We start from the raw sequence: 23,836 nt of genomic DNA, 5'->3' as shown, positions 1-23,836 counted from the left end.
CAGTGTGATGGCTTGCTGTGTTTACAGTGATTTTTTTGCGATGGAGCGACGATGCATCCACTTTTTCCTGTATTGGCGGTCACATGCCTGGCGGCCGGTTGTGCTGCCGGACCAGCGCCCGTCGCTGCCGACAGCTTCATGCCAACACTCAGAACGATGTGCGGCCAGCGCTTCGAAGGTGGCCAGACCTATGCCGTCGATCCGCACAGCGAGTTTGCCAACAAGACCATCTCGACCCAGGTGATCTGCAACACGGCCGATGTGCGCATGCCAGTCAAGGTGGGTGAAGATCGCTCGCGTACATGGATTTTCACGCGCCCTGTAGCCGGGCTGGCATTGCGCCATGACCATCGCCACGCTGACGGCACGCCGGACAGGGTAACGATGTACGGCGGCATGGCGCAGCCCGGCGGCACTGCACGCTCGCAGGCATTTCTGCCAGACGCCTACACGGCACGATTGGTTCCCGGCGCGGACACCAATCTGTGGACCGTGACCGTCAGCGAGGATGGCGCCGTGCTCACTTACCGCCTGGAGCGACACGCCCGGCCGCGCGCCGAGTTCGTCATGAAACGCGTGCCGGGTTAATCCAGCGCTCAGATCGCCGTATCGGCCCGCACCGTGTCAGCGAATGACAGGATCAAATCGTTCACGATGCCGGGCTGCTCCCGGTGCAGCCAGTGACCCGCGCCATCGACGGTCACTGGCTCGTGCAGTTGCGGCACCAGCCGGGGCATATCAAGAATGATGCGGTCCATGCCCGGTATGGCCATGCCAGGATCGCGTGACCCGACGGCAAACAGTGCCGGGACGCTGACCTGCATGCCATCGAGGCTGGCTTGCAACTCCCAGTTGCGGTCCAGATTGCGGTAATAATTCAGAGCGCCACGGAATCCGGCCTGCTGGAAGGCTGCAACTGCGGTATCCAGGCCGGATGCGAGCCAGTCGGGCACCTGGGCAGGGTCGGGCAGATTAGGGAGCATGCCGCGCGCGGGCGCGACCATGCCGAACGGATTGGGTGTGCCGTCGCCCGCACAGCGCGGGCCGGCGTCGCCCGACGCGCCGTAATAGATCTTGCGCAGGGTGGCCGGGATGTCGCGCTCCAGTTCCTGCTCTGCAATACCGGGTTCCTGGAAATACAGCGTGTAGAAGAGCGCGTCATCCGTGCGGGGAAACAGGCCGGTGGGTGGGATGGGCGAGCGCGCCATCATCGGCACGCCCAGGGCCACGATACCTGCAATGCGGTCCGGCCGCATCAGGGCCAGTTGCCACGCGATCGTCGCGCCCCAGTCCGCACCGACAACGATGGCACGTTCGATCGACAGCGTATCGAGCAGGCCGATCAGGTCGCCCACCGCATGGAACACCGTATAAGCATCGATTGCCAATGGCGCCGATGACGCGCCAAACCCACGCAGATCCGGCGCCAGCACGCGGTACCCAGCCGCGGCGAGTACCGGGATCTGCGCGCGCCATGTGTCGCCGGTTTCCGGAAAACCGTGGCAGAGCAGCAGGGTTGGGCCGTTGCCCGCTTCCAGATAAGACACCGTGATGCCGTTGACCTTGGCCGAGTTGCGTCGCATGCTGCCCTCCATTGTTCAATCGATGCGTAACATCATATGTTTCGGATTGAATCGGGTCAAGTGGCGTAACATCATGTGTTACGGATTTTGAAAATTGCGATGTGGAGTAATGATGAGATATGACGCCAGACTGTCACGCATGCTGCATGTGCTGATTCACATGAGCAAACGCGGTGGCAGGACGACGTCCGACACGATCGCGCTGATGCTCAATACCAACCCGGTCGTTGTGCGACGTACGATGGGCTTCCTCAAGCACGCCGGCCTGGTGAGCTCGGATGGTGGTGCCGGTGGCGGCTGGTCGCTGCAGCGGGACATCGGCAGCATCACGGTCCTCGATGTCCATGAGGCGCTGGGCTCGCCGCAGGCAATCGCGATCGCGGCCACGGTCGATCATCCTGTATGTCCGGTCGAACATGCCGTGGTCGGTGAACTTGGTGCGCTGTTTGCGGCGACAGAAGCGTTCATGCTCGAGCGCATGCGCGGTATCACGCTTGCTGCGATTGCTGACCAGATCGTCTTCCCGGCGTGATGCATGAAGGTGGCGGCGCTTTTGCCAGCCAATCCCGCCCGGTTCGACACCGTTGCATGCCATAGCGACAAGATAATTTTTAGATAGCTATAATCAATCGGTCGGCGTTTTCGTCCTATTGAAAGAGCTTCATGCGCTTCAGATCCATTCAATTGTCCCTGCGGTTCATCGTTCCCCTTGCCATCGTGTTGGCACTCTTCGGGTACTTTGCCATTCCGTGGATGGAAAATCTTACCCAGCGCTGGTTCGTGCGTGACCTGGACACGCGCTCGCGTCTCGTGTCGAGCACGCTGCAACAGCCCCTGCTGACCTATCTCGAAGATGGTTCGGGTGAACGCATCAACGATGCGTTCGAGCGCGCAATCCAGGACGAGCGCCTGTATGCGCTGGCCCTGTGCTCGACTGACGGCATGCTGCTGTACAAAACCTCGACCTATCCGGCCACGCTCGGTTGCCGCGACGGGCAGATCAGCAACGAGGAGGATGGTTCGACGTCCAATCCGGTCGTCCGCCTGGCCGAGGGGCCGGTCCACGTTTCCACACGCGAACTGATGCAGGATGGTGTCTCTGCCGGCCGCCTGGTGCTCGTGCAGGACATGAGTTTCATCGAGCGCCGCAGCGCCGATACCAAGAAATACATCCTCGGCCTGTTCGTGCTGATGGCTGGCGCGATTTCCATGATCACCGTGATCATCGCCCACCTGAGCTGGCATGGCTGGGTGGCCGGCATGCGTGAAATGCTGCGCGGCGAACTGCTGCCGCGCTCGCCACGCCGCGGTGCGGTGCAGCCGGCGCCGGTTGAAGGCGACATGGCGCCGCTGGCCAGCGAGTTCCGCGCCATGCTCAACGATTACCAGCGCGAGCTGGCCGCCAGCCCGGTTGAGTCAACGACCTGGAGTCCCGAAACGCTCAAGCTGCTGCTGAACCAAGACCTGGCCGGTGACCAGATCCTCGTGGTCTCGAACCGCGAGCCTTATATCCACGTGGCCACGCCCAATGGCGTGAAAGTGCAACGACCAGCCAGCGGCCTGGTCACGGCGGTGGAAGCCGTGATGCGCGCCTGCTCCGGCACCTGGATCGCGCATGGCGCCGGTTCGGCCGACCGCGAGACGGTCGACGCCAACGACCATGTGCCGGTCCCGCCCGACAACCCGAGCTACACCCTGCGCCGCGTCTGGCTGTCAAAGGAAGAAGAGCAGGGCTATTACTATGGCTTTGCCAACGAAGGCCTGTGGCCGCTGTGCCATATCGCCCACGTGCGCCCCGTGTTCCGCTCGACCGACTGGGCCGAATATGTGCGCGTGAACCAGCGCTTCGCCGACGCCGTGATCGCCGAAGCGCGCTCCGACAACCCGGTCGTGCTGGTGCAGGATTATCACTTCGCGCTGCTGCCGCGCATGGTGCGTGCGGTGCTGCCAAAGGCAACCATCATCACGTTCTGGCACATCCCATGGCCGAATCCGGAGTCGTTCGGCATCTGCCCATGGCGCGAAGAAATCCTCGACGGCATGCTGGGCAGCACGATCCTGGGCTTCCACACGCCGTTCCACCGCAAGAATTTCCTCGACACGGTCGATCGCTATCTGGAAACCCGCATCGAAGACGAAGCTTCGACCGTCAGCTATGGCAACCAACTGACGCAAGTAAAGCCATACCCGATTTCCATCGCCTGGCCTGACGAGATCCCGGGCGAACCCGATATCGCCGCCTGCCGCGCCGAAATCCGCCAGTCCCTGTCGCTGCCGGCCGACCAGTTGCTGGGCATCGGCGTCGATCGCCTCGACTACACCAAGGGCATCGTCGAGCGCTTTGAAGCGGTCGAGCGCATGTTCGAGCTGTATCCCGAAATGATCGGCAAATTCACGTTCGTGCAGATCGCCGCGCCCACCCGCTCGTCGCTCGACGAATACCAGAACCTGGAAACGCGCGTGCGCGGTTTGGCCCAGCGGATCAATGACCGCTATGCCAGCGGCAGCTACCTGCCGATCGTGCTGAAAACCGAGCACCACGAACAGCGCCAGTTGCGCACGTACTTCCGCGCGTCGGACGTCTGCAGCGTGACCAGTCTGCACGACGGCATGAACCTGGTGGCCAAGGAATTCATCGCTGCCCGCGACGACGAAGGCGGCGCGCTGATCCTGAGCCAGTTCACCGGCGCAGCGCGCGAGCTGCATGAAGCGCTGATCGTCAACCCGTACCACATCGAAGAAGGCGCCGAAGCGCTGTACCAGGCGCTGCGCATGCCGCGCGACGAGCAGCGCGAACGGATGCGCAGCATGCGCCGCCGGGTGCGCGACTTCAACGTGTATCGCTGGGCCGGGCGCATGCTGCAGGATGCAGCGCGCCTGCGCCAGCGCGAGCGCGTGAAGTCGCGCATCGTCTCGCTCAGCCAGGATCGCGTGCGCAGGGGGGAAGCATGACCGCTGCCACCGACAACCTGCAGGCCGCACTCGATTTGCTGGCCGCGCCCGATTGCGCGCTGTTTCTCGACTTCGACGGCACGCTGGTGGATATTGCGCCGCTGCCCGACCAGGTGATCGTCACCGACGTGCTGCGCAGCGCGCTGCCGCTGCTGCAGGCGCGCCTGGAAGGGCGGCTGGCCCTCGTGTCCGGCCGCCCGATCAACGAGCTCGACAAACTGCTGGCGCCGCTGACGTTCCCTGCGGCCGGCGTGCATGGGATGGAGCGGCGCGGTGTCGACGGCGTCGTGCGCCGCCTGACGCCGCCTGACTTCGACCTGGTGCGCCAGGCCGCGCAGGGGCTGGCGGCGCGCCATCCCGACCTGTGGGTCGAAGAAAAACACGGCGCGCTGGCGCTGCACTTCCGCCAGGCGCCCGAGCTGCAGGCACTGTGCACCGACGCGATGCGCGTGGCGGTGGATGCCAGCCCGGGTCTGTTGCTGATGGAAGGCAAGATGATCGTCGAGGTCAAATCGAACGCTGTCAGCAAGGGCACGGCGATCCGCGACTTCCTGGCCGACGCGCCGTTCGCCGGCTACCGGCCCCTGTTCATCGGCGACGACACGACCGACGAAGCAGGTTTTGCACAAGTACAAAGTATTGGCGGGATCGGCCTGAAGGTCGGCCCGGGCCCCACCGTGGCCCAGTGCCGCATCGCGTCGGCGGAACAATTGCGCATCGTACTGTCGCAAGCGGCCGCCGCGCCAACCATTGGAAAGGACATACCCCATGAATGATGATTCCCACGAGTCGACAATGAATACAGCACCACCGAACGCCCTCGAAGCACGGGGCACGATTGACCCCACCGGTTCGCTCGATTGCGGCGTGATCGGCAATTGCGCCTTCAGCGCCCTGGTCGACCGCATGGGCCGGATGGTCTGGTGCTGCCTGCCGCGCTTTGACGGCGACCCGGTCTTCAATGCCTTGCTCGATCCGAGCGAGAAGGGCAGCCTGTGGAGCGTCGAGCTGGAAGACTTCGCCCGTAGCGAGCAGGTGTACGAACCGAACACGGCGGTGCTGCGCACGCGCCTGTTCGACAGCGGCGGCAACGGCATCGAGATCACCGACTTCGCGCCGCGCTTTTTGAGCCGCGACCGCATGTTCCGCCCCCTGATGCTGGTACGCCGCGTGCGTCCGCTGGGCAGCGGCGTGCGCGTGCGCGTGATCATGCGGCCGCGCTTCGAATACGGCGCCAAGGCGCCCGAGATCACGCAGGGCAGCCACCACATCCGTTACGTCGGTCCCGACCAGACGCTGCGCCTGAACACGGACGCGTCGCTCAATTACGTGATGTCCGAGTCGTTCTTCCTGCTCGACCGGCCGCTGAACTTCATGCTCGGACCGGACGAAACGCTGGCCGATGGCATCAAGGACACGGCGCACCGCTTCGAGCTCGAGACGATTTCGTACTGGCGTACCTGGTCGCGCCGCCTGGCGCTGCCCCTCGAATGGCAGGACGTCGTCATCCGCGCCGCGATCACGCTCAAGCTCTCGCTGTACGAAGACACGGGCGCGATCATCGCCGCGATGACGACCAGCATCCCGGAAGCACCGGGAAGCGAGCGCAACTGGGATTACCGCTATTGCTGGCTGCGCGACGCGTTCTTCGTGATCCGCGCGCTGAACAGCCTGTCCGAAGTCGGCACGATGGAAGATTATCTGCGCTGGCTGAGCAATGTCGTGGCGCGCGCCAAGGGCGGGCATATCCAGCCGCTGTACGGCATCGGCCTCGAGGAAGAGCTGCCCGAATCGATCATCGAGCACCTGCCCGGCTACCGCAACAACGGGCCGGTGCGCGTGGGTAACCAGGCGCAGGAACACTTCCAGCACGACGTGTACGGCAATATCGTGCTCGGCGCGGCGCAGGCCTTCTTTGATCACCGCCTGTTCCGCCGTGCGGGGCATGCCGAGTTCGTGCAACTCGAAGCCGTGGGTGAGCAGGCGTTCCGCCTGTACGACGAGCCGGATGCCGGCATGTGGGAGCTGCGCACGCGCGCCCGTGTGCACACCTCGTCGGTGCTGATGAACTGGGCAGCGTGCGACCGCCTGGCCAAGATCGCCGAAGAACTGGACTTGCCCGAGCGCGCGACGTTCTGGGGCGAACGCGCGGAAATCATCCGCAATCGCCTGTTGACCGAAGCGTGGAGCGAAGAGCGCCAGGCGTTTGCCGAAAGCCTGGGTGGACGCGACCTCGATGCCAGCGTGCTGTTGATGGCCGAGATCAACTTCATCGATCCGATGGATCCGCGCTTCGTCGCCACGGTCGACGCGCTGGAAAAGTCGCTGTGCGACGGGCCATACATGCGCCGTTATGAAGCGCCGGACGACTTTGGCAAGCCGGAAACAGCCTTCAATATCTGCACGTTCTGGCGTATCGATGCGCTGGCGCGGATCGGCCGCGAGGACGAAGCACGCGTCGTGTTCGAGGCGATGCTGGCGGCGCGCAATCACCTGGGCCTGCTGTCGGAAGACACGCATCCGGACACCGGCGAAATGTGGGGCAATTTCCCGCAGACGTATTCGATGGTGGGCCTGATCAATTGCGCGATGCGCCTGTCCAAGCCGTGGAACAGCGTCGTCTAACTGCATAGGCGTCATGGCCGGGTCATAATCGGCCTTCACACTTCGTCGCATCACCTTGCGATGGAGTGTGCATGAAGCAGAAATCTTCGCCTGACCGGCTGGCAGCGTTGGCGCAGGCCGGAAAGCGCCCCTCGTGAAAGAGGGCGAACTCCAGCGCAGCATGGCCGGCAAGACCATCGTCCTGCTCAGCGTCCCGGCTGGCGCCGGTCACACCCGGATCGCCGAGGCCATCCGCGCCTGCGCTGCGGCCGAACACCCGGACGCCACCGTCATCCACCTGGATGCGATGGCGTTTGCCACGCCGCTGCTGCGCAAGGTCTACACGGATTTCTATCTGCGCCTGATCACCCGCGCGCCAGGCCTGTGGCGCTACATCTACCGCTGGACCGATGCGGCCAAACCGGATGGCTTGACCAGCCGGCTGCGGCGCCGGATCGAACGGCATGCGTGCCGTTTGTTAATCGATGAAATCGCGGTCTTGAAACCCGACGCGATCATCTGCACCCATTTTCAGCCGGCCGAAATACTGTCGCAGCAGATCGCCGCCGGAAAACTCGCGTGCCCGCTGTGGGTACAAGTCACCGACTTCGACCTGCACCGCATGTGGCTGCAGCCGCACGTCACCGGCTATTTTGCCGCCAACGACGAGGTGGCGTTTCGCATGCACGGGCAGGGCGTCGCCGCGCATGCCATCTATGTCGCCGGCATTCCCACGATGCCGGCATTTTCGCTTACCCACGACCGCGCCGACTGTGCGCGCGCACTGGGCCTGAATCCGGCGCTGCCTACCTTCCTGCTGATGGGCGGCGGCGCCGGGCTGGGCGGCCTGCACCGCGTGGCGCAGCAGTTGCTGGCGATTCCGGGCAATTTTCAGCTCATCGCGCTGGCCGGCAAGAACGTTGCCGAACTGGCTGCGCTGCAGCGGCTGGCCGTGCGCTTTCCGGGCCGGCTGGCGCCGCATGGGTACACGGACCACGTCGAACGCCTGATGGCGTGCGCCGATCTGGTGGTGACCAAGCCGGGCGGTGCGACCACGGCCGAATGCCTGGCGATGGGCGTGCCGATGATCGTCAATGCACCGATCCCGGGCCAGGAAGAACACAACGCCAATTATCTGCTCGAGCATGGCGCCGCGCTCAAGGCGGTGGATCTGCCGACGCTCGACTACCGCATCCGCTACCTGATGGCGCATCCGGAAAAGCTGGCCGACATGGCCGCCTGTGCTCGCGCCCTTGGCCGCCCGCAGGCTGCGCGCCATGTCGTCGAAACCGTCCTGGTGCAAGCCGCCCGCCAACAGGATGCCGCCCATGTTTGAATTGGCCGATGGCGCCAGGCTCGTGGCGATGGTGTGTGCCGTGCTGGCACTGGCGTATCTGTTTGCGCGCGTGGAAGTGGAAATCGAAGGCGAGGCCGGCTGGGCGGCGAATCTGCCGACCTGGCGCATCGAGGAGCATCTGCTGCTCGACATCTTCTGGGGCGGCCGCGCGCTGACCGGTTACCACCTGTGGATGTTTTCGTTCATCGGGCTGGTGTTTCACTTTCCGCTGTTTGTCATGGGCCAGTGGTCGTGGCAGCTCGAGGCGACGATCATGGCGTCGATCATGCTGTTCTGGATCGTCGAGGATTACCTGTGGTTCGTCATCAATCCGGCCTTCGGCTGGCGCCGTTTCAAGCAGGTGCATGTGGCGTGGCACAAGCGCTGGGCGCTGGGCGCGCCGATCGATTACTGGCTGTTCGGCGCCATCAGCGCGCTGCTGTTCTGGTACGGTGCCTGAGCCAGGTCCAGTGCATGGCGCACGCGATCGCATAACTCGCCCGAGGTGCGCGAAATCAGCTCCGGGGGAATCGCGAATTTGTTGGTCAGGCGATCGTAGTCTTCGAACCCGTACGACACCATGAACGGGTGCATGCCGGTATGGGCCGCCGCCGTGAAATCCTTGTGCTCGTCGCCGCAGATATAGCCACGCGCCGGATTGACGCCGAAGCGCTCGCGCACGGCCCGAAACGATACCGTCTTCTTGTCCTTCAGTGGAATATGCTCCAGAAAATCCAGTGCGCCGATATCGATGTCGTGGCGCAGGAACAGCTGGCGCAGCGTTTCGAGCGGCTCGATCGTGATATTGCGCGTAACGATGCCTACCGTGATGCCGGGCGCGGCGATCAGCTCGCGGATCAGGTCGGGAATGCCGTCATACAGCCGGGCTTCTTGCCGGTAAATGTCGGTCAGCGTGTCGACCAGTTTGGCGCGGCTGTTCTTGCGCAGGTTTTTCTTGATGATCGACGGGAATTGCTTCAGACCGCCCACGTACTTGAGCAGGTGGTGCCGTTTCTGGAATGCCGTTTCGGCGCCGAGCACGCAGCCGTGCTGGTTGAAGGCCATGGCGATCGCGGAAAAAGCATCGATGGTGGTGCCATCCGCGTCGAGAATGAGAAGCCGTTTATCACTGTTGTACATGTGCAGCGCTCCCGATGCCGTTGACCGGACCGGCATGCCAACCTTGCCGGTGCTCACTGTACGTCATCATCGGGCGCTGTCATGACAGGGGTGTGACAAACGGCGCGCTTGCGCGCTTACGTGGCCGCAAGGTAACGGTCCAGTTCTGCGTGGTCCAACAGGCTGTCGCCCAGGCGTGTTGAGGCGATCAGGCTGCGTGCCTGGAGCAGGTCGTAGCGCAGACAGGCGCGCAGGGTGTCGAATGCGCGGTCGTTGAAATCGGGCCGTGCTTCGTCGATGGCAATGTCGGTGCTGCTGAAGACGACGGGAACCGGCGGCGTGTCGACCGATTTCTCGAACACGGCCTCGACGAAACGGCGGCGCGCGTCGGTATCGTCAAGTCGGCTGACGCAGATGACGGACAGGTCGGACGGCAGGTAGCGTTCCAGCAGCGTGCGCAGCGGAGTGTAGTAAAAGCTGTTGGAGAGGATGGAAAAAAATGGAAACTGCTTGCGCGACAGGTAGAACGCGAGCTCGTACTCGATGCGCTGCATGAAGGTCTGCGTACGAAGATGGTCCAGTTCCCGCCGCGCATAGCCTTCGACGATCAGGTGCGAGCGTCTCGGAAAATAGCTCTGGCAGATACGGATCACGGTGTCCGAAAACGTGCTGGCCTCGCGCGGCCTGCGGCCTGTCCCGCTGCCCTCGGATTGATACGATGAAAAATAATCCCGTGCCTGGTCCCCGCCCAGCGAGTCGAGCTTGAACATCTTATAGAAGCTCCACATCCGCTCAAACTGATTGCGCAGGCACAGGACCAGGCGGGTGTCGTATTGCGGCAGGCGCTGCACGGTAGCCGGATCGAAGGCGTAACCGGCGCTGGCATCGAGCAGCGGCACATCGCCCCGGCGCGAGCGCGCTGCGTGGGGCTCGTCGTTCGCATACAGATAGGGCTCTTTTTCGCCGGGAACGCGGTCTTCGGCAAGGCCATTGACGACCATCCATTCCGACAGCGCCGTGGTGCCACATTTTGCAACGCCGACAATGAAAACATGCTTGATCGTCATCGCTCATCTCCCGGGATAGTTGCGCCGCGAAGACGATAGTCTCACACGCACGCACTGCTGACCAGCGTGCGGCGAGCCCCGAATCGGTACACTGGCATTCTCCGGACTTTGTCGAGGCAAGCATGCGTTCCATGGATTTCAGCTCGTGGCAAGGTGCGATGACGACCATCATCGGACTTGCCGTCATTACCCTGCTCGGGGTGGGCATTCGCCTCATCATCATGCAGACGATCCAGCAGCGGCGCGAGCGCATGAACCGCCAGATCAACGAACGGCTCAAGACGCTGATCGCGGCCTACCGCACGCTGGGCGGCTCGTTCACCGGTCAGCTGACGGTCGACCCGACCCATTTGCGCGATCTGCACGAGCGCACCCGGGCCGGGGAGGGTGCGCTGCCAGTGGCCGAGGAAACCTTCAGCTCTGAACGCTCGCGCCGCATGCGCGATGCGGTCGAGGCCGCACTGGCGGACATCCTGCTGCTGGGCACCGAAGAGCACTGCCGGCTTGCGGGGCAGGCTGCGGCCGACATGGCGGCTGGCCGACCGATCCACACGGCGGATCTGGTGATCAGCCTGCGCGGCTTCATCCGCAGCGCACTGGACCTGGGGCCGATGCCGGCCGATGTGCTGATTCCGCTGCAGGGACCGACGCGTACCCAGGGCGGCGTGGCACGCGGCAAGGGCGAGGCGGGCGGTAACCGGGGCGGTGGCAATGGCGGGGGCAATGGCGGGGGCAATGCGGATGGCGGCGGCGGCGGTGGCGGCATGGGGATGGGTCTGGCGCCGGGGTTGGGGCGCAAGGATGCCGATCACGCCGGCTGATGCGTACCTGATCCGGCCAGCGCTGCGACCGCCTTGGCGGCATACATCGCCTTGTCGGCGTGCGAAAGAAGTTCGTCGCGGTTGCCGCCGTGCTCGGGATAGTGCGCAACGCCGACACTGACCGACATCTGCAGCCGCTGTCCTTCGCCCAGATCGACCGGCGGTGCCAGCGCCAGATGAATCTTGTCCAGCACCAGCTCCGCATCGGCCGGCAGCGTGACGTTTTCCAGCAGGACGACGAACTCATCACCACCCAGGCGCGCCAGCGTATCGCTGTTGCGCAGGCAGGCTGAGACACGACGCGCGACCTCCTGCAACAACCGGTCACCGCAGGCATGACCAAAGTTGTCGTTGACCTGCTTGAACCGGTTCAGGTCGATGAACAGCAGGGACAACCGCTCCTGCTGACGTCGGGCATGCGCCAGCGCGGTGTCGAGACGGTCATAGAACAGGCGCCGGTTTGGCAGGCGGGTCAGCTCATCATGCAGGGCCATGAACTGCAGTTGCGCATGCAGTTGCCGGCGTCCGATGGCGGCGGCGAGCTGATCGGCCACGAACACCAGCAGGTCGCGGTCCTGCGTCCGGTACGGCGTGTCATCCGGACCATTGCGCAGCGCGATGACGCCGACGACGCCATCGGGCGTGGTGATCGGTACGGCCAGCGCGCCGCCTGCCATGGTCGCCGCAGCCGCCCGCAAGGGCGCCGGCAGGCCGTCCATTGCGCCCGGTGCGAGCAGCAGCGGCGCAGCGCACTGCGCCACTGTCTCGCACAGCAGCGGCATCAGCGATGCGTCGCACGGGGCGCCATCGTCCACGAGGTACGTAAACTCCATGTCCTGGCCTGCCTTGTCGCACAGGGCCACCCCGAAGCACGAGGCCGGCAAGAGCTCGCGGACGATGGCATGGCTGCGCCCGAACAGGTCGGCCAGATCGTCGCTTGCATGGGCCGCTTCCGACATCGCGTACAGCACCGACTGCATCGCCTGGGCCTGCTTCAGGGCGGTCACGTCGCGCGCGACGGCCACGCGCAGCTGGTCGGCCTCGGACCAGCGCGCCGACCACATGATATGGACGATGCTGCCGTCCTTGCGCAGGTAGCGGTTTTCAAAGTTGGTGTGGGCCTGACCATTCATGATGTCTTGCGCCACGGCGAGCGTGCGCTCGCGGTCGGCGGGGGCGACCAGGTCGATCACGCGCAGGCCAATCATTTCCTGCTGCGTATACCCGAAGATATTGACACCGGCCGCGCTGACGTACACGAACCGCCCGCCGGCATCGACCATGCAGACCGCGTCGAGCAGCAGGTCCGTGAAGTTGGCAATCGGGGCGCGGACGGTGTATTCCATGAACATATTCTAAATGACATTTGCTTTGGAAATCCGGTGTGTCAGTACAGGCCTCCCGTGATGCCCACCGGGTATCGGTTCAGGCAATCACGAAGCACCTCTGTAGGAAGATTCCGGTTTTGAAAAACCTGCGGTTTTGATAATAATTTACCCGGATAACTAGAGCAAAATAAAGTTCGCTCAAGACGTTTATCTACTTCAAAACAACACCATCGACAGGGTCGTCAGGCGCAGCCAGCCTGCGCGTTATCGGGGCAGCGCCGTTCTGCTGCGCAGGTCAAGAAGGAGTCAGGCATGTCCAAAACAAGCAAGGCCACGAACAATCTGCATCACGTGCAGAACCAGTGGGGCGGGACTTCCGCGCAGTGGCATGAAGGCGGCATGTGGATCATCGGTGCACGGCCCGGTCAGCACGTGGTGGCGCTCGATCTCACTTCGAGCGACAACGGCAAGACGCTCACCGGGCAAATGAAATACGCAGGCGAAGGCGCCATCGGCTTTCGCGCCACTCTGACCCAGAGCAACACCTACACCGTCGAGAATCAGTGGGGCGGTTCGTCGGCGCCTTGGCACCCGGGCGGGACGTGGGTCATCGGCTGCCGCCCTGGCCAGAGCGTGGTCGCCATCCATGTCGAATCGGGCGACAACGGCGCCACGCTGAAGGGGACGATGACCTATAGCGGCGAAGGGCCGGTCGGTTTCCAGAGCCAGACGACCGATGGCGCCGTGTACGCTGTCGAAAACCAGTGGGGCGGCGCGTTCGCGCCCTGGCACCAGGGCGGCATCTCCGTGCTCGGCTGCCGCGACCAGGCGGTGCTCGCGGTCGACCTGAGCTCGACCGATGGTGGCAAGACCCTGACCGGCACCATGACGTATGCGGGCGAAGGCCCCATCCGCGTGCGCGCCACCGCGGTCGCCGGCAACAACTACCAGGTCGAAAACCAGTGGGGCGATATGTCGTCGGCATGGCATCCGGGCGGCGTCTGGCTGATCGGCTGCCGTGTTGGCCAGCACAGCGTGGCACTCAATGTCACGTCCGGCAACCACGGTAACAACCTCCATGGCGGCATGACCTACAACGGCGAAGGCGCGATCGGCTACCGCAGCACGGAATTGCCGATGTAATCGACGCTGCACCGGCCATGCTGCCGCAAGCAGCATGGCCGACAATCGCACAATCGCACAATCGGGGTCACACAATCGGGGTCAGGTCTGACATTCAGACACGAGCTCGACATAAACCTGCGCACAATCGGGGTCAGGTCTGACATTCAGACACGAGCTCGACATAAACCTGTCTATGAAATGCCTGGTAGATGGGTTAAGGAAGAGTCCGTGTCCAAATGTCAGACCTGACCCCGGCTGTTGACGCCGGCTGTGATCCTGGCTACCTGTCGGTCACCGAAATTTCCGGGCCCGCTATTGATTGCCAGCGCTTGCGGTTCAAGCCAACAACGGCAGCGGCGTGACCGTCACCTGCACGTCGAGCTCCTGCTTGCCGCCGCCCAGCACGATGCCGCGCATCGGTGTCACGTCGCTGAAGTCGCGGCCCCAGCCCAGCGTGATGTGCTCATGTTGCACGAGGCACCGGTTGGTCGGATCGAAATCGACCCAGCCCAGCGCTGGACAGAACACCGAGACCCACGCGTGCGACGCATCGGCGCCGATCAGGCGCGGCTTGCCTTCCGGCGGGTGCGTCAGGATGTAGCCGCTGACGTAGCGTGCCGGCAGGCCGATGCTGCGCAGGCAGCCGATCATGAGCTGCGCGAAATCCTGGCACACGCCGCGCCGGCCGCGCAGCACCTGGTCGAGCGGCGTCGAGATGTCGGTCGCCTTGCTGTCGAATTCGAAGTCGTCGAAGATCCGGTGCGTCAGGTCGAGCGCCGCGTCGAGCTGTGGGCGGCCCGGGATGTAGCTCTCGCGCGCATAGGCTTCCAGTTCCGGGAACAGGGCGACATGGGGCGACGCGTACAGGTAGCGGCAGGCTTCGAGCGTGGCTGCGCTTTTCTCCTTGCCCATCATGTCGCGCACGGATTCCCACGATAACGTGCCGGCGATCTGCGCCAGCGTGTAGCGCGCGCGCAGCGAGACCGTCGATTCAGCGTGCACCAGCAGGCTGTCATGGGGCACCGTCAGCGCCACGTGGCGCGTGATATTGCCGAAGTAATCGACGCCCTCGTTGCTGTCGTTGATCACCGGATCGAGCCAGATCAGGTGCGATTCAGTTTGCTGGCACGAAAACGAGCGCGGCGTCAGGTGCAGGTATTGCTGCGACAGCGTCACCATGCTGTTGTACTTGTAGCGCGTCTCGTGCACCACGCGATAGCGCGCGACCACATCGGCGCCCACGGCGCCCGGCAGCAAATCGGTCATGAGGTACGGTTCCTTTGCCGGCCGTTGGCGGTGTAGCTGAAAAACTGGACGCCGATCTGCTCGGACAAGGCCGCACTGGCCTGCCCGATGCGGCTGAGCAGGTCGCTGAGCAGCGCATTGCCGTGGTTCAGATCGACGTTCGGATCGAGCGCCGTCAGCTCAGCCTTCAATGGCGTCAGCAGGTCCAGGCCCCCGGCGCCCTGCGCCTGCGTGACCTTGCCCAGCGTGCCGATGATGCCATTCAACTGGAACACGATCGAGCGCGGATTGGTTTCGTCCAGCAGCAGCAGGTCGAGCACCGGCAGCCACTCGGGCTGGGCGCGGTAGCGGGCGCGGTACGTGATGATGCTGTCGGACAGTTCGAGCACCCAGTCGAGATTGCCGTTTTCGTCCATCGCCAGTGCGCGCTGCAGCACGACCGCCTGGAACTGCAGGCGTTCGAGGCGCCGGCCGATCGACATGAAGCGCCAGCCGAGGTCGCGCACCATGCCGTCCAGGGCAAAGCCGGCCAGCGTCATCAGCGCCGCGGCGGCATCGTCGAGAATCGTCATCACGCCCGACTGCGATGGCCGCTCGCCGGGCGGCGCGACCGGCTGCACCATGCGGTTCAGGGCGCGCCAGTTGTCGACCGAGAAGCGCTCATGCAGCTGGCCGGCAATCCGGTGCAATTGCTGCTGCTGGCGCGCGAGGCCCGGAACGGCAGGCGACACCACCGCCTGCAGCAGCGCCGATTCGATCTCGGCATCGGTGAAGATCGGGGCCGGCAGGGCGCTGGCGGTGCCCGGTAATTTGGCCGAGCCCACCACGGCCGGCGTGCCCGGCGTGGCCGGCTTGCGCTGCGGATCCAGCAAACCGAACCAGATGCACAGCGCCTCGACTGTCGGCCACTCGGCGCCGCGCTGGTCGAAGCGCACATTGAACAGAATATTCAGTGCCACCCGCAGCAGACGGCAGATATTGTCGCTGCGCTCGGCATGACGGCCGAACCACAGCAGGTTTTCGGCCACGCGGCTCGACAGGTTGCTATCTTCGCGCACCAGGTCTTCGCCCGTGATGCTGCTTTTTTGCAGGCGGTGCGTCTCGACGCGGGCGCGCGCCTGGACCCAGGTGTCCTTGCTGGCGCCGCCCATCTGCATCGTCAGCACGCGCGCATCGGGCCCGGTGGCCACGCGGGTCAGGCCGCCCGGCATCACGACATAGCCATTCGGCGTGGCGCAGGCAAACACGCGCAGGCCCACTGCGCGCGCCTGCAGGCCGGGCGCGCGGCCATCCTTCCATACCGGCGCCTGCGACAGGCGCACGAGTTCCTGGGCGATGTAATGGTTGGGATTGGCGCGCAGAGTGGCAATGAACGCCGCGCGTGCCTCGCCGTCGAGATCCTGGCCGAACACGGCCGGCTGGAAGGGGATCGCGCCGCTTGGCTTGATGACCAGGCGATCGAGCCGGGCGATGACGGTTTCGAGCGCGGCCGGCTCGCCGCACCACCAGGTGGCCACCGAGGGCATCTTGAGCGGCTCGCCCAGCAGGCGCTTGGACAGCGCCGGCAGGAAGCCGAGTAGGGCGCCCGACTCGAGCAGGCTCGAACCGAGGCTGTTGGCCACCACCACATTGCCACGCATGGCGGCCTGGGTCAGACCGGCCACGCCGAGCAGCGAATTTTGCAGCTCGAGCGGATCGCACGATTCGTCGTCGACCCGGCGCATGATCACGTGCACCCGGTGCAGCCCGGCCAGCGTCTTGATGAAGACGACGCCGTCGCGCACCGTCAGATCGCCCCCTTCGACCAGCGTCAGGCCCAGGTAGCGCGCCAGATAGGCCTGCTCGTAATAGCTTTCGCTGCGCGGACCCGGCGTGAGCAGCACGATCAGCGGCATTTCGCCCTCGCGCAGCGGCGCCGGCTTGTCGCCATGGGCCGCGCACAGCCGGCCCCAGTGCACCAGGCTGTCGTGCATCGTGCGGAAGAACGGCGACACCGGCTGCACCTTCAGTTCGCGCAGCAGGTCGGGGAAGGTGGGGGCGATGATGGACCGGTTTTCGAGTGCATAGCCGGCGCCCGATGGCGCCTGCGTGCGGTCGGCCATCACCCACCAGCGGCCATCGGGCGCACGCGCCAGGTCGACCGCATAGAAATGCAGCGCCACGTCGTCGTGGTGGCGCATGCCGTGGCACGGGCGCAGAAAGCCCGCGTGACCATGAATCAGCGCCGACGGCAGCAAGCCTTCGCGCAGCATCGCCTGCTCGCCATACACGTCGCCCAGGATCTTGTTGAGCAGGGTGGCGCGCTGGATCACGGCCGCTTCGATGCCGCTCCATTCCTCGTGCGGCAGGATCAGGGGCAGCACGTTCAGGTCCCACTGGCGCGGCCTGGTGCCGGCATCGGCCAGCACGTTGTAGCTGACGCCGTTTTCACGCACCTGGCGCTGCACCATCTCCAGACGCTGGCGCATCATGTCCGGTGCTTCGTGCTCCAGGTTGGCAAGCATCGCACGCCAGTGCGCGCGTGGCGCCTTGTCGGCGCCCAGCATTTCATCGAAACCATCCGGCGCGGCCAGATAGGGGGCAAGCAGTTGATTGGGCATTGGCGTGCAGCTTTACGGTTGAAACGAATGCCAGCGTTACATCGGTTGCCAGCGCAAATCGAGGGTCATCGGGAAGCTCGGATTGAGGTCTTCCTTGTACACCGTGAACGGGCCCGGCGTGTGACCGTGTGGCCAGAATCGGGCAAAGCGGCGTGCCTCGGCGGCGTTGGCATTGACCGGCGAGCCGGTTTCGCTGCGCCCGCCCGGATGCACGACATGGTAGGTGCAGCCGCCGATCGACCGCCCGCTCCAGGTGTCGACCAGGTCGAACACGAGCGGCGCCTGCACCCGGATGCTCGGATGCAGCGCCGACCACGGGCTCCAGGCGCGGAAGCGCACGCCGGCCACGTATTCGCCCGGCACGCCGGTCGGATGCAGCGGCAGCATGCGGCCATTGCAGGCCACCACGTGGCGCCCGTCGGTCAGGCCGCGCACCAGCAACTGCATGCGCTCGACCGACGAATCGACGTAGCGCGCGGTGCCGCCGGCGCTGACTTCTTCGCCCAGCACGTTCCACGGCTCGATCGCCTGGCGCAGTTCCATCTCGACGCCTTCGTAGACGACGGTACCAAAACGCGGGAAGCGGAATTCGATGAAAGGCTCGAACCAGTGATCCTCGAACGCATAGCCGGCCGCGCGCAGGTCTTTCGCCACGTCGCGGATATCCTGCGCGACGAAGTGCGGCAGCATCCAGCGGTCGTGCAGCGCCGTGCCCCAGTGTACGAGCTTGGCCTGCAGCGGCTGGCGCCAGAAGCGCGCGACCAGGGCGCGCAGCAGCAGCATTTGCAAGAGGCTCATGCGCTCGTGCGGCGGCATTTCGAAGGCGCGGAATTCCACCAGGCCCAGGCGGCCGGTCGGGCCGTCGGGCGAATACAGCTTGTCGATCGAGAACTCCGAGCGGTGCGTGTTGCCCGTCAGGTCGACCAGCATATTGCGCAGCAGGCGGTCGACCATCCACGGCTTGTCGCCGGGATGCATCGTTGGCAGCACCTTGTCCATTTGCTGGAACGCGATCGCCAGTTCATACAGATTGTCGTCGCGCGCTTCGTCCACGCGCGGCGCCTGGCTGGTCGGGCCGATGAAGGTGCCCGAGAACAGATATGAGAGGGCAGGGTGGATCTGCCAGTACGTGATCAGGCTTTTCAGCAGGTCGGGCCGGCGCAGCATCGGGCTGTCTTCGACCGTGGCGCCGCCCAGCGTCGCGTGGTTGCCGCCGCCCGTGCCGGTATGGCGGCCGTCGAGCATGAATTTCTCGGTGCCCAGGCGGGTCAGGCGCGCCTCCTGGTACAGCGTCGTCATATTGTGGACCAGCTCATGCCAACTTGCTGCCGGATGGATGTTGACCTCGATGACGCCCGGGTCGGGCGTGACGCTGAGCAGCTTGATGCGCGGGTCGCGCGGTGGCGCGTAACCCTCGATGCGCAGCTTCATCTTCAGCTTGGCGGCCGTGTTCTCGACCGCCGTGACAAGCGCCAGGTAATCCTCGATACGCTTTTGCGGCGGCATGAAGATGTACAGGCGGCCCGCGCGCACTTCGAGGCACAGCGCGGTGTGAATGACTTCGCGCGCTTCCGGGTCGGCCGATGCAGATGCCGTCTTGTTCGCCGACTTGCCAGGCGCCACGCTCAGGACCGGGCGCTTATCCTTTTTGCCAACCGGGAGCGGACCGCGCGGCGCGAACGGGTCGACATCGAAATCAGGATCGCGCTCTTCGGGCAGCACCCACGGCAGCGTGGCCAGCGGCAGGCGCAGGCCGATCGGCGAATCGCCCTCGATCAGGTACAGGTTTTCGCGCTTGAGCGGCCACGGCGACGTGCGCCAGCTGGTGCCCAGCATGACCGACGGATCGTGTTCGCGGGCTTTCAGCGGCAGCACGTAGCCGGCCACCTGGCCCAGGCCCCGTTCGAGCAGGCGCGCCAGACGGCGGCGCTCTTCCGGTGCTTTCAGGTCGGCGTCCAGCGGATCGAGATTGCGCGGCAGCGCCTGCTCGCGCTGCGCTTGCAGCAGCACGTCTTCGTAGGCGGGAATAGCGCTGCCGGCCGGCAGGCCGAGCGATCTCACCAGCTCCGCAGCAAAGCGGCCGGCATCCTCGCTGCCGTAGCCATCATCGATGTGCTCGTCCGAGAACAGCGACGGATCGAACCACATCGGCTGGCCGTCGACGCGCCAGAAGATGTTCAGTGCCCAGCGCGGCAGCGGCTCGCCCGGATACCACTTGCCCTGGCCGTAATGGATCATGCCACCCGGTGCGAAATGGTTCTTCAGGCGGTGCATCAGGTTGCCCGCCAGCTCGCGCTTCTTGTCGCCATGCGCCAGCGTGTTCCATTCGGCGCCGTCCATGTCGTCGATCGACACGAAGGTGGGCTCGCCGCCCTGCGTCAGGCGCACGTCCTGGTTCACCAGGTCGGCATCGACTTGCTGGCCCAGGCGGTTGATCTTGTCCCAGTCGTGTTCCGTGTACGGCTTGGTCACGCGCGGATCTTCGTGGATGCGCGTGATCGTCATTTCGTGGACGAACGTGACCTCGGCCTTGTCGGTAAAGCCCGTCACCGGCGCGGCCGACGATGGCATCGCCGTGCAGGCCAGCGGAATATGGCCTTCGCTGGCCAGCATGCCCGAGGTCGGGTCGAGGCCAATCCAGCCGGCACCCGGCACATACACCTCGGTCCAGGCGTGCAGGTCGGTGAAGTCGACGGTGGTGCCGCTCGGGCCGTCGAGCGCTTCCTGGTCGGCGGTGAGCTGGATCAGGTAGCCGGACACGAAGCGCGCCGCCAGGCCCATCTCGCGCAGGATCTGTACCAGCAGCCAGCCGGTATCGCGGCACGAGCCGGAGCGCTTCTGCAACGTGTCTTCCGGCTCCTGCACGCCCGGCTCCATCCGCAACAGGTACGCGATGTCGCGCTGCAGGCGCTGGTTGATGGCTACCAGGAAGTCGTTCGTGCCCATCGGCTGCGCCAGCAGTTCGCGCCGCGCGCTGGCGACCCACTCGGTCAGCAGCGGGCCAGGCTCTTGCGATTTGGTGTACGGGCTCAGCTCGGATTGCAGCAGGTCCGGGTAGGCGAACGGGAAGGTCTCGGCGTATTTTTCGACGAAGAAGTCGAACGGGTTAATCACCGTCATGTCCGCAACGAGGTCGACCGTGAACTCGAGCACGTCGGTTTGTTCGGGGAACACGAAACGGCCGATGTAATTGCCATACGGGTCTTGCTGCCAGTTGATGAAATGCTCTTTCGGCAGGACGGCCAATGAGTACGACAGGATCGGTGTACGCGCATGTGGCGCCGGACGCAGGCGCACTTCATGCGGTGACAGATTGACCAGACGGTCGTAACGGTAGCTGGTCTTGTGATGAAGCGCAACGCGGATAGCCATGCGGTGGTGCCTTTCGATTGGGGCGCGATCGATGCCGGCGCTCTGAATTTGGTCGTATTGGTTTGCGCGCAACTAAGCGTGCGCAAGATAGAAGCATTTAAGCATGATTCATACCTGCGTTCGTTTGACTTGCGAGTCGGACGGGGTGGCTGGCACGTTTCTTGTTAGTATTCTGGCACAGGAGGCAATGATGTCGAACTTTTACGATGAAATGTATTCCACGGCAGCAACCGTACGACCTCATTACCAGGCGTTCGCGGATTGGCTCGCCCAGCAACCCCCGAATCTGATCGATCAGAAGCGGGCAGAAGCCGAGCTGAACTTCCAGCGCGTGGGGATCACGTTCGCTGTGTACGGCGACAACGCCGGCAAGGAACGGTTGATCCCATTCGACATCATTCCGCGCGTGATCAACGCCGCCGAGTGGGCCAAGCTGCAGGCCGGCCTGGTGCAGCGCGTAACCGCGCTGAACCGCTTCCTGCACGACGTCTACCACGACCAGAACATCCTGAAGGCAGGCGTCATCCCGGCCGAACAGATCCTGAATAACGCGCAGTACCGGCCGGCCATGCAAGGCGTCAAGGTGCCCCTGGATATCTACGCCCACATTGCCGGCGTCGACATCGTGCGCGCCGGCGAGGGCGAGTTCTACGTCCTGGAAGACAATCTGCGCGTGCCGTCGGGCGTGTCGTACATGCTGGAAAACCGCAAGATGATGATGCGGTTGTTCCCGGCGCTGTTCGCGCGCAACCGCGTGGCACCGGTCGACCATTATCCCGACCTGCTGCTGGACAATCTGCGCACCGTCGCGCCGCATGGCGGCGACGATCCGACCGTGGTCGTGCTCACGCCCGGCATGCATAATTCGGCCTACTTCGAGCACGCGTTCCTGGCCCAGCAAATGGGCGTGGCGCTGGTGCAGGGGCAAGACCTGTATGTCAGCAACGACACTGTCTACATGCGCACGACGCGCGGCCCGAAGCAGGTCGACGTCATCTATCGCCGCATCGACGACGATTACCTCGATCCGCGTGCGTTCCGCCCCGAATCCACGCTGGGCGTGCCGGGCCTGCTCGACGCCGTGCGTGCCGGCCGCGTCGGCCTGGCCAATGCCATCGGCACCGGCGTGGCCGACGACAAGTCGATCTACCCGTTCGTGCCGGACATGATCGAGTTCTATCTCGGCGAAAAGCCGATCCTGAACAACGTGCCGACCTATCAATGTCGCAAAAAAGAGCATCTGGACTACACGCTGGCGAACTTGCCGCAACTGGTGGTCAAGGAAGTGCACGGCGCCGGCGGCTACGGGATGCTCGTCGGGCCAGCGTCGACTACGGCCGAGATCGAAGATTTCCGCCGTCGCCTGCTGGCCAATCCGGACGGCTACATTGCCCAGCCGACGCTGGCGCTGTCGGCGTGCCCGACTTATGTGGAATCGGGCATCGCGCCGCGGCACATCGATCTGCGCCCGTTCGTGTTGTCGGGCAAGAGCGTGTCGATGGTGCCGGGCGGGCTGACCCGCGTGGCGTTGCAAGAAGGCTCGTTGGTGGTCAATTCGTCGCAGGGCGGCGGCACCAAGGACACCTGGATACTGGAGAACTAGCATGTTGAGCCGCACCGCAGATCATTTGTTCTGGATGGCCCGCTACACCGAGCGGGCTGAAAACACGGCGCGCATGCTCGACGTGCGCGTCCAGTATTCGCTGATGCCGCAATCGGTCCAGGCCGAGCAGCAGGGCTGGCGCACGATGTTGAGCGTGTCCGAACTCGAAGCCCAGTTCGACGCCAAGTACGACGCGCTGACGCAAAAGAACGTCATCGACTTCATGGTGCGCGATCCGGACAATCCGTCGTCGATCGCCAGCTGCCTGCGCGCCGCGCGCGAAAATGCCCGCGCCGTGCGCGGCACCTTGACCACCGAAGTCTGGGAAACCGAGAACACCACCTGGCTCGTGCTGCAAAAGCACCTGAGCGAGCGCATGTTCGAACGCGATCCCGGCCAGTTCCTGGAATGGGTCAAGTACCGCTCGCACCTGTCGCGCGGCGTCACGCTGGGCACGATGTTCCAGGATGAAGCGTTCAACTTCATCCGCCTGGGCACCTTCCTGGAACGGGCCGACAACACGGCGCGGATCCTCGACGTGAAGTTCAGGTTCCTGGCATCCGACACGATCCAGGAAGGCGCGCAGGGCGAATACTATTACCTGGCCGCGCTGCTGCGTTCGGTGTCTGCGTTCGAGACGTATCGCAAGGTGTATCGCCACGCGATTACGCCGACCCGCGTGGCCGAGCTGTTGATCCTGCAGGGCAAGATGCCGCGCTCGCTGGTGGCCTGCATGGCCGCCGTCGTCGCCGTGCTGCAGGACGTGCGCAACGAGCTGTCGCATGATACCGAGCGGCTGGCGGAAAAACTGCTTGCATCGCTCAAGTCGGCCGAGATCAATGAGATCCTCGACGAAGGTTTGCACGAATTTTTGACCAAGTTCCTGGCGTGTATTGGCGAGCTGGGTAACGGCATCGGACGTGACTTCCTGCTGCCGGTGGCGCCGGAGTTGCCGGAGGTTGTACCAGTGCCGGTGCCGACCCAGTCGCAGACGCAGTCGCAGACCTCGTCACAGACGCAGACCCAGTCGCAAACACAGTCGCAGACGCGTTGACCAATCCGCGCACCAAACAGTGGCGCG

Annotated in this window: 18 protein-coding genes; 11 read left to right on the top strand and 7 right to left on the bottom strand. The window is 64.4% G+C overall.

From position 1 onward, the window contains the following. Positions 1–138: 138 nt before the first annotated feature. The gene (locus AC56LH_RS18515) at positions 139–588 is read left to right on the top strand and encodes a hypothetical protein (protein ID WP_499648656.1); all 450 of its coding nucleotides are present in this window, start codon (positions 139–141) and stop codon (positions 586–588) included. Between the two features lie 8 nt (positions 589–596). On the opposite strand, the gene AC56LH_RS18510 is transcribed toward AC56LH_RS18515, so the two are convergent. Continuing rightward, a complete protein-coding gene (locus AC56LH_RS18510; protein WP_499648654.1) occupies positions 597–1,583 on the bottom strand; it encodes an alpha/beta fold hydrolase in 987 nt (328 codons plus the stop codon). Between the two features lie 109 nt (positions 1,584–1,692). Between AC56LH_RS18510 and AC56LH_RS18505 the strand changes: the two genes are divergently transcribed. The 6 genes from AC56LH_RS18505 (at position 1,693) to AC56LH_RS18480 (ending at position 8,935) form a co-directional block, all read left to right on the top strand. Next, entirely contained in the window at positions 1,693–2,115 is a 423-nt protein-coding gene (locus AC56LH_RS18505) for an Rrf2 family transcriptional regulator (protein WP_499648652.1), read from the top strand. Between the two features lie 131 nt (positions 2,116–2,246). After that, positions 2,247–4,535, top strand: coding sequence for an alpha,alpha-trehalose-phosphate synthase (UDP-forming) (locus tag AC56LH_RS18500; protein WP_499648650.1), 2,289 nt, complete (start codon positions 2,247–2,249; stop codon positions 4,533–4,535). Further along, positions 4,532–5,311 carry a trehalose-phosphatase gene (gene otsB, locus AC56LH_RS18495; RefSeq protein ID WP_499648648.1) on the top strand — a complete coding sequence of 260 codons (780 nt, stop codon included), beginning with the start codon at positions 4,532–4,534 and terminating at the stop codon, positions 5,309–5,311. The genes AC56LH_RS18500 and otsB overlap by 4 nt, the downstream gene beginning before the upstream one ends. A 19-nt stretch (positions 5,312–5,330) precedes the next feature. Then, on the top strand, positions 5,331–7,160 hold the full coding sequence (locus AC56LH_RS18490; protein WP_499649801.1) for a glycoside hydrolase family 15 protein: 1,830 nt from the start codon (positions 5,331–5,333) through the stop codon (positions 7,158–7,160). A gap of 160 nt (positions 7,161–7,320) precedes the next feature. Further along, positions 7,321–8,475 (top strand): MGDG synthase family glycosyltransferase, encoded by a 1,155-nt coding sequence (locus tag AC56LH_RS18485; protein WP_499649799.1) that lies wholly within the window; start codon positions 7,321–7,323, stop codon positions 8,473–8,475. Continuing rightward, complete coding sequence (locus AC56LH_RS18480) at positions 8,468–8,935, top strand: hypothetical protein (protein WP_499648646.1); 468 nt, start codon at positions 8,468–8,470, stop codon at positions 8,933–8,935. The genes AC56LH_RS18485 and AC56LH_RS18480 overlap by 8 nt, the downstream gene beginning before the upstream one ends. Here AC56LH_RS18480 and AC56LH_RS18475 read toward each other — a convergent pair. Together AC56LH_RS18475 and AC56LH_RS18470 are read right to left on the bottom strand one after the other, a co-directional pair. Then, a complete protein-coding gene (locus AC56LH_RS18475) occupies positions 8,884–9,615 on the bottom strand; it encodes an HAD family hydrolase (RefSeq protein WP_499648643.1) in 732 nt (243 codons plus the stop codon). The genes AC56LH_RS18480 and AC56LH_RS18475 overlap by 52 nt on opposite strands. A 116-nt stretch (positions 9,616–9,731) precedes the next feature. Next, a complete protein-coding gene (locus AC56LH_RS18470; RefSeq protein ID WP_499648641.1) occupies positions 9,732–10,661 on the bottom strand; it encodes a sulfotransferase domain-containing protein in 930 nt (309 codons plus the stop codon). A gap of 122 nt (positions 10,662–10,783) precedes the next feature. Here AC56LH_RS18470 and AC56LH_RS18465 point away from each other — a divergent pair, with 122 nt between their 5' ends. After that, the gene (locus tag AC56LH_RS18465) at positions 10,784–11,482 is read left to right on the top strand and encodes a hypothetical protein (RefSeq protein WP_499648639.1); all 699 of its coding nucleotides are present in this window, start codon (positions 10,784–10,786) and stop codon (positions 11,480–11,482) included. Here the strand turns inward: AC56LH_RS18465 and AC56LH_RS18460 are convergent. Continuing rightward, the gene (locus AC56LH_RS18460) at positions 11,470–12,828 is read right to left on the bottom strand and encodes a sensor domain-containing protein (protein ID WP_499648637.1); all 1,359 of its coding nucleotides are present in this window, start codon (positions 12,826–12,828) and stop codon (positions 11,470–11,472) included. The two genes, AC56LH_RS18465 and AC56LH_RS18460, sit on opposite strands and share 13 nt — an antisense overlap. Positions 12,829–13,122: 294 nt before the next feature. Between AC56LH_RS18460 and AC56LH_RS18455 the strand changes: the two genes are divergently transcribed. Further along, on the top strand, positions 13,123–13,953 hold the full coding sequence (locus AC56LH_RS18455) for a lectin OAA family protein (protein ID WP_499648635.1): 831 nt from the start codon (positions 13,123–13,125) through the stop codon (positions 13,951–13,953). A 318-nt stretch (positions 13,954–14,271) separates the two neighbouring features. On the opposite strand, the gene AC56LH_RS18450 is transcribed toward AC56LH_RS18455, so the two are convergent. Genes AC56LH_RS18450 through AC56LH_RS18440 form a run of 3 tightly spaced genes read right to left on the bottom strand, consistent with a single transcriptional unit; the run spans position 14,272 to position 21,152 of the window. After that, positions 14,272–15,201: a transglutaminase family protein gene (locus AC56LH_RS18450; RefSeq protein ID WP_499648632.1), complete on the bottom strand. Its 930-nt coding sequence runs from the start codon at positions 15,199–15,201 to the stop codon at positions 14,272–14,274. Further along, positions 15,198–17,780: a circularly permuted type 2 ATP-grasp protein gene (locus AC56LH_RS18445; RefSeq protein ID WP_499648630.1), complete on the bottom strand. Its 2,583-nt coding sequence runs from the start codon at positions 17,778–17,780 to the stop codon at positions 15,198–15,200. The genes AC56LH_RS18450 and AC56LH_RS18445 overlap by 4 nt, the downstream gene beginning before the upstream one ends. A gap of 36 nt (positions 17,781–17,816) precedes the next feature. Beyond that, entirely contained in the window at positions 17,817–21,152 is a 3,336-nt protein-coding gene (locus AC56LH_RS18440) for a transglutaminase family protein (protein WP_499648628.1), read from the bottom strand. 190 nt (positions 21,153–21,342) lie between these two features. On the opposite strand from AC56LH_RS18440, the gene AC56LH_RS18435 reads away from it, so the two are divergent. Together AC56LH_RS18435 and AC56LH_RS18430 are read left to right on the top strand one after the other, a co-directional pair. Beyond that, on the top strand, positions 21,343–22,755 hold the full coding sequence (locus tag AC56LH_RS18435; protein ID WP_183553864.1) for a circularly permuted type 2 ATP-grasp protein: 1,413 nt from the start codon (positions 21,343–21,345) through the stop codon (positions 22,753–22,755). A 1-nt stretch (position 22,756) separates the two neighbouring features. After that, the gene (locus AC56LH_RS18430) at positions 22,757–23,809 is read left to right on the top strand and encodes an alpha-E domain-containing protein (RefSeq protein WP_499648626.1); all 1,053 of its coding nucleotides are present in this window, start codon (positions 22,757–22,759) and stop codon (positions 23,807–23,809) included. Positions 23,810–23,836: the final 27 nt, after the last annotated feature.

Source organism: Telluria sp. LT1R51-2 (assembly GCF_059685775.1).
The sequence above is the reverse complement of the archived record's forward strand: the minus strand, read 5'-3'. Positions and strand labels throughout refer to the sequence as shown.

What these genes read in the sequence shown, in the direction of transcription:
- AC56LH_RS18455 (WP_499648635.1), top strand. Translation starts at nt 13,123, where the DNA reads ATGTCCAAAACAAGCAAGGCCACGAACAATCTGCATCACGTGCAGAAC.
- AC56LH_RS18450 (WP_499648632.1), bottom strand. Translation starts at nt 15,201, where the DNA reads ATGACCGATTTGCTGCCGGGCGCCGTGGGCGCCGATGTGGTCGCGCGC.
- AC56LH_RS18445 (WP_499648630.1), bottom strand. Translation starts at nt 17,780, where the DNA reads ATGCCCAATCAACTGCTTGCCCCCTATCTGGCCGCGCCGGATGGTTTC.
- AC56LH_RS18485 (WP_499649799.1), top strand. Translation starts at nt 7,321, where the DNA reads ATGGCCGGCAAGACCATCGTCCTGCTCAGCGTCCCGGCTGGCGCCGGT.
- AC56LH_RS18435 (WP_183553864.1), top strand. Translation starts at nt 21,343, where the DNA reads ATGTCGAACTTTTACGATGAAATGTATTCCACGGCAGCAACCGTACGA.
- AC56LH_RS18515 (WP_499648656.1), top strand. Translation starts at nt 139, where the DNA reads ATGCCAACACTCAGAACGATGTGCGGCCAGCGCTTCGAAGGTGGCCAG.
- AC56LH_RS18440 (WP_499648628.1), bottom strand. Translation starts at nt 21,152, where the DNA reads ATGGCTATCCGCGTTGCGCTTCATCACAAGACCAGCTACCGTTACGAC.
- AC56LH_RS18430 (WP_499648626.1), top strand. Translation starts at nt 22,757, where the DNA reads ATGTTGAGCCGCACCGCAGATCATTTGTTCTGGATGGCCCGCTACACC.
- AC56LH_RS18465 (WP_499648639.1), top strand. Translation starts at nt 10,784, where the DNA reads ATGCGTTCCATGGATTTCAGCTCGTGGCAAGGTGCGATGACGACCATC.
- AC56LH_RS18470 (WP_499648641.1), bottom strand. Translation starts at nt 10,661, where the DNA reads ATGACGATCAAGCATGTTTTCATTGTCGGCGTTGCAAAATGTGGCACC.
- otsB (WP_499648648.1), top strand. Translation starts at nt 4,532, where the DNA reads ATGACCGCTGCCACCGACAACCTGCAGGCCGCACTCGATTTGCTGGCC.
- AC56LH_RS18505 (WP_499648652.1), top strand. Translation starts at nt 1,693, where the DNA reads ATGATGAGATATGACGCCAGACTGTCACGCATGCTGCATGTGCTGATT.
- AC56LH_RS18460 (WP_499648637.1), bottom strand. Translation starts at nt 12,828, where the DNA reads ATGGAATACACCGTCCGCGCCCCGATTGCCAACTTCACGGACCTGCTG.
- AC56LH_RS18490 (WP_499649801.1), top strand. Translation starts at nt 5,331, where the DNA reads ATGAATACAGCACCACCGAACGCCCTCGAAGCACGGGGCACGATTGAC.
- AC56LH_RS18475 (WP_499648643.1), bottom strand. Translation starts at nt 9,615, where the DNA reads ATGTACAACAGTGATAAACGGCTTCTCATTCTCGACGCGGATGGCACC.
- AC56LH_RS18480 (WP_499648646.1), top strand. Translation starts at nt 8,468, where the DNA reads ATGTTTGAATTGGCCGATGGCGCCAGGCTCGTGGCGATGGTGTGTGCC.
- AC56LH_RS18510 (WP_499648654.1), bottom strand. Translation starts at nt 1,583, where the DNA reads ATGCGACGCAACTCGGCCAAGGTCAACGGCATCACGGTGTCTTATCTG.
- AC56LH_RS18500 (WP_499648650.1), top strand. Translation starts at nt 2,247, where the DNA reads ATGCGCTTCAGATCCATTCAATTGTCCCTGCGGTTCATCGTTCCCCTT.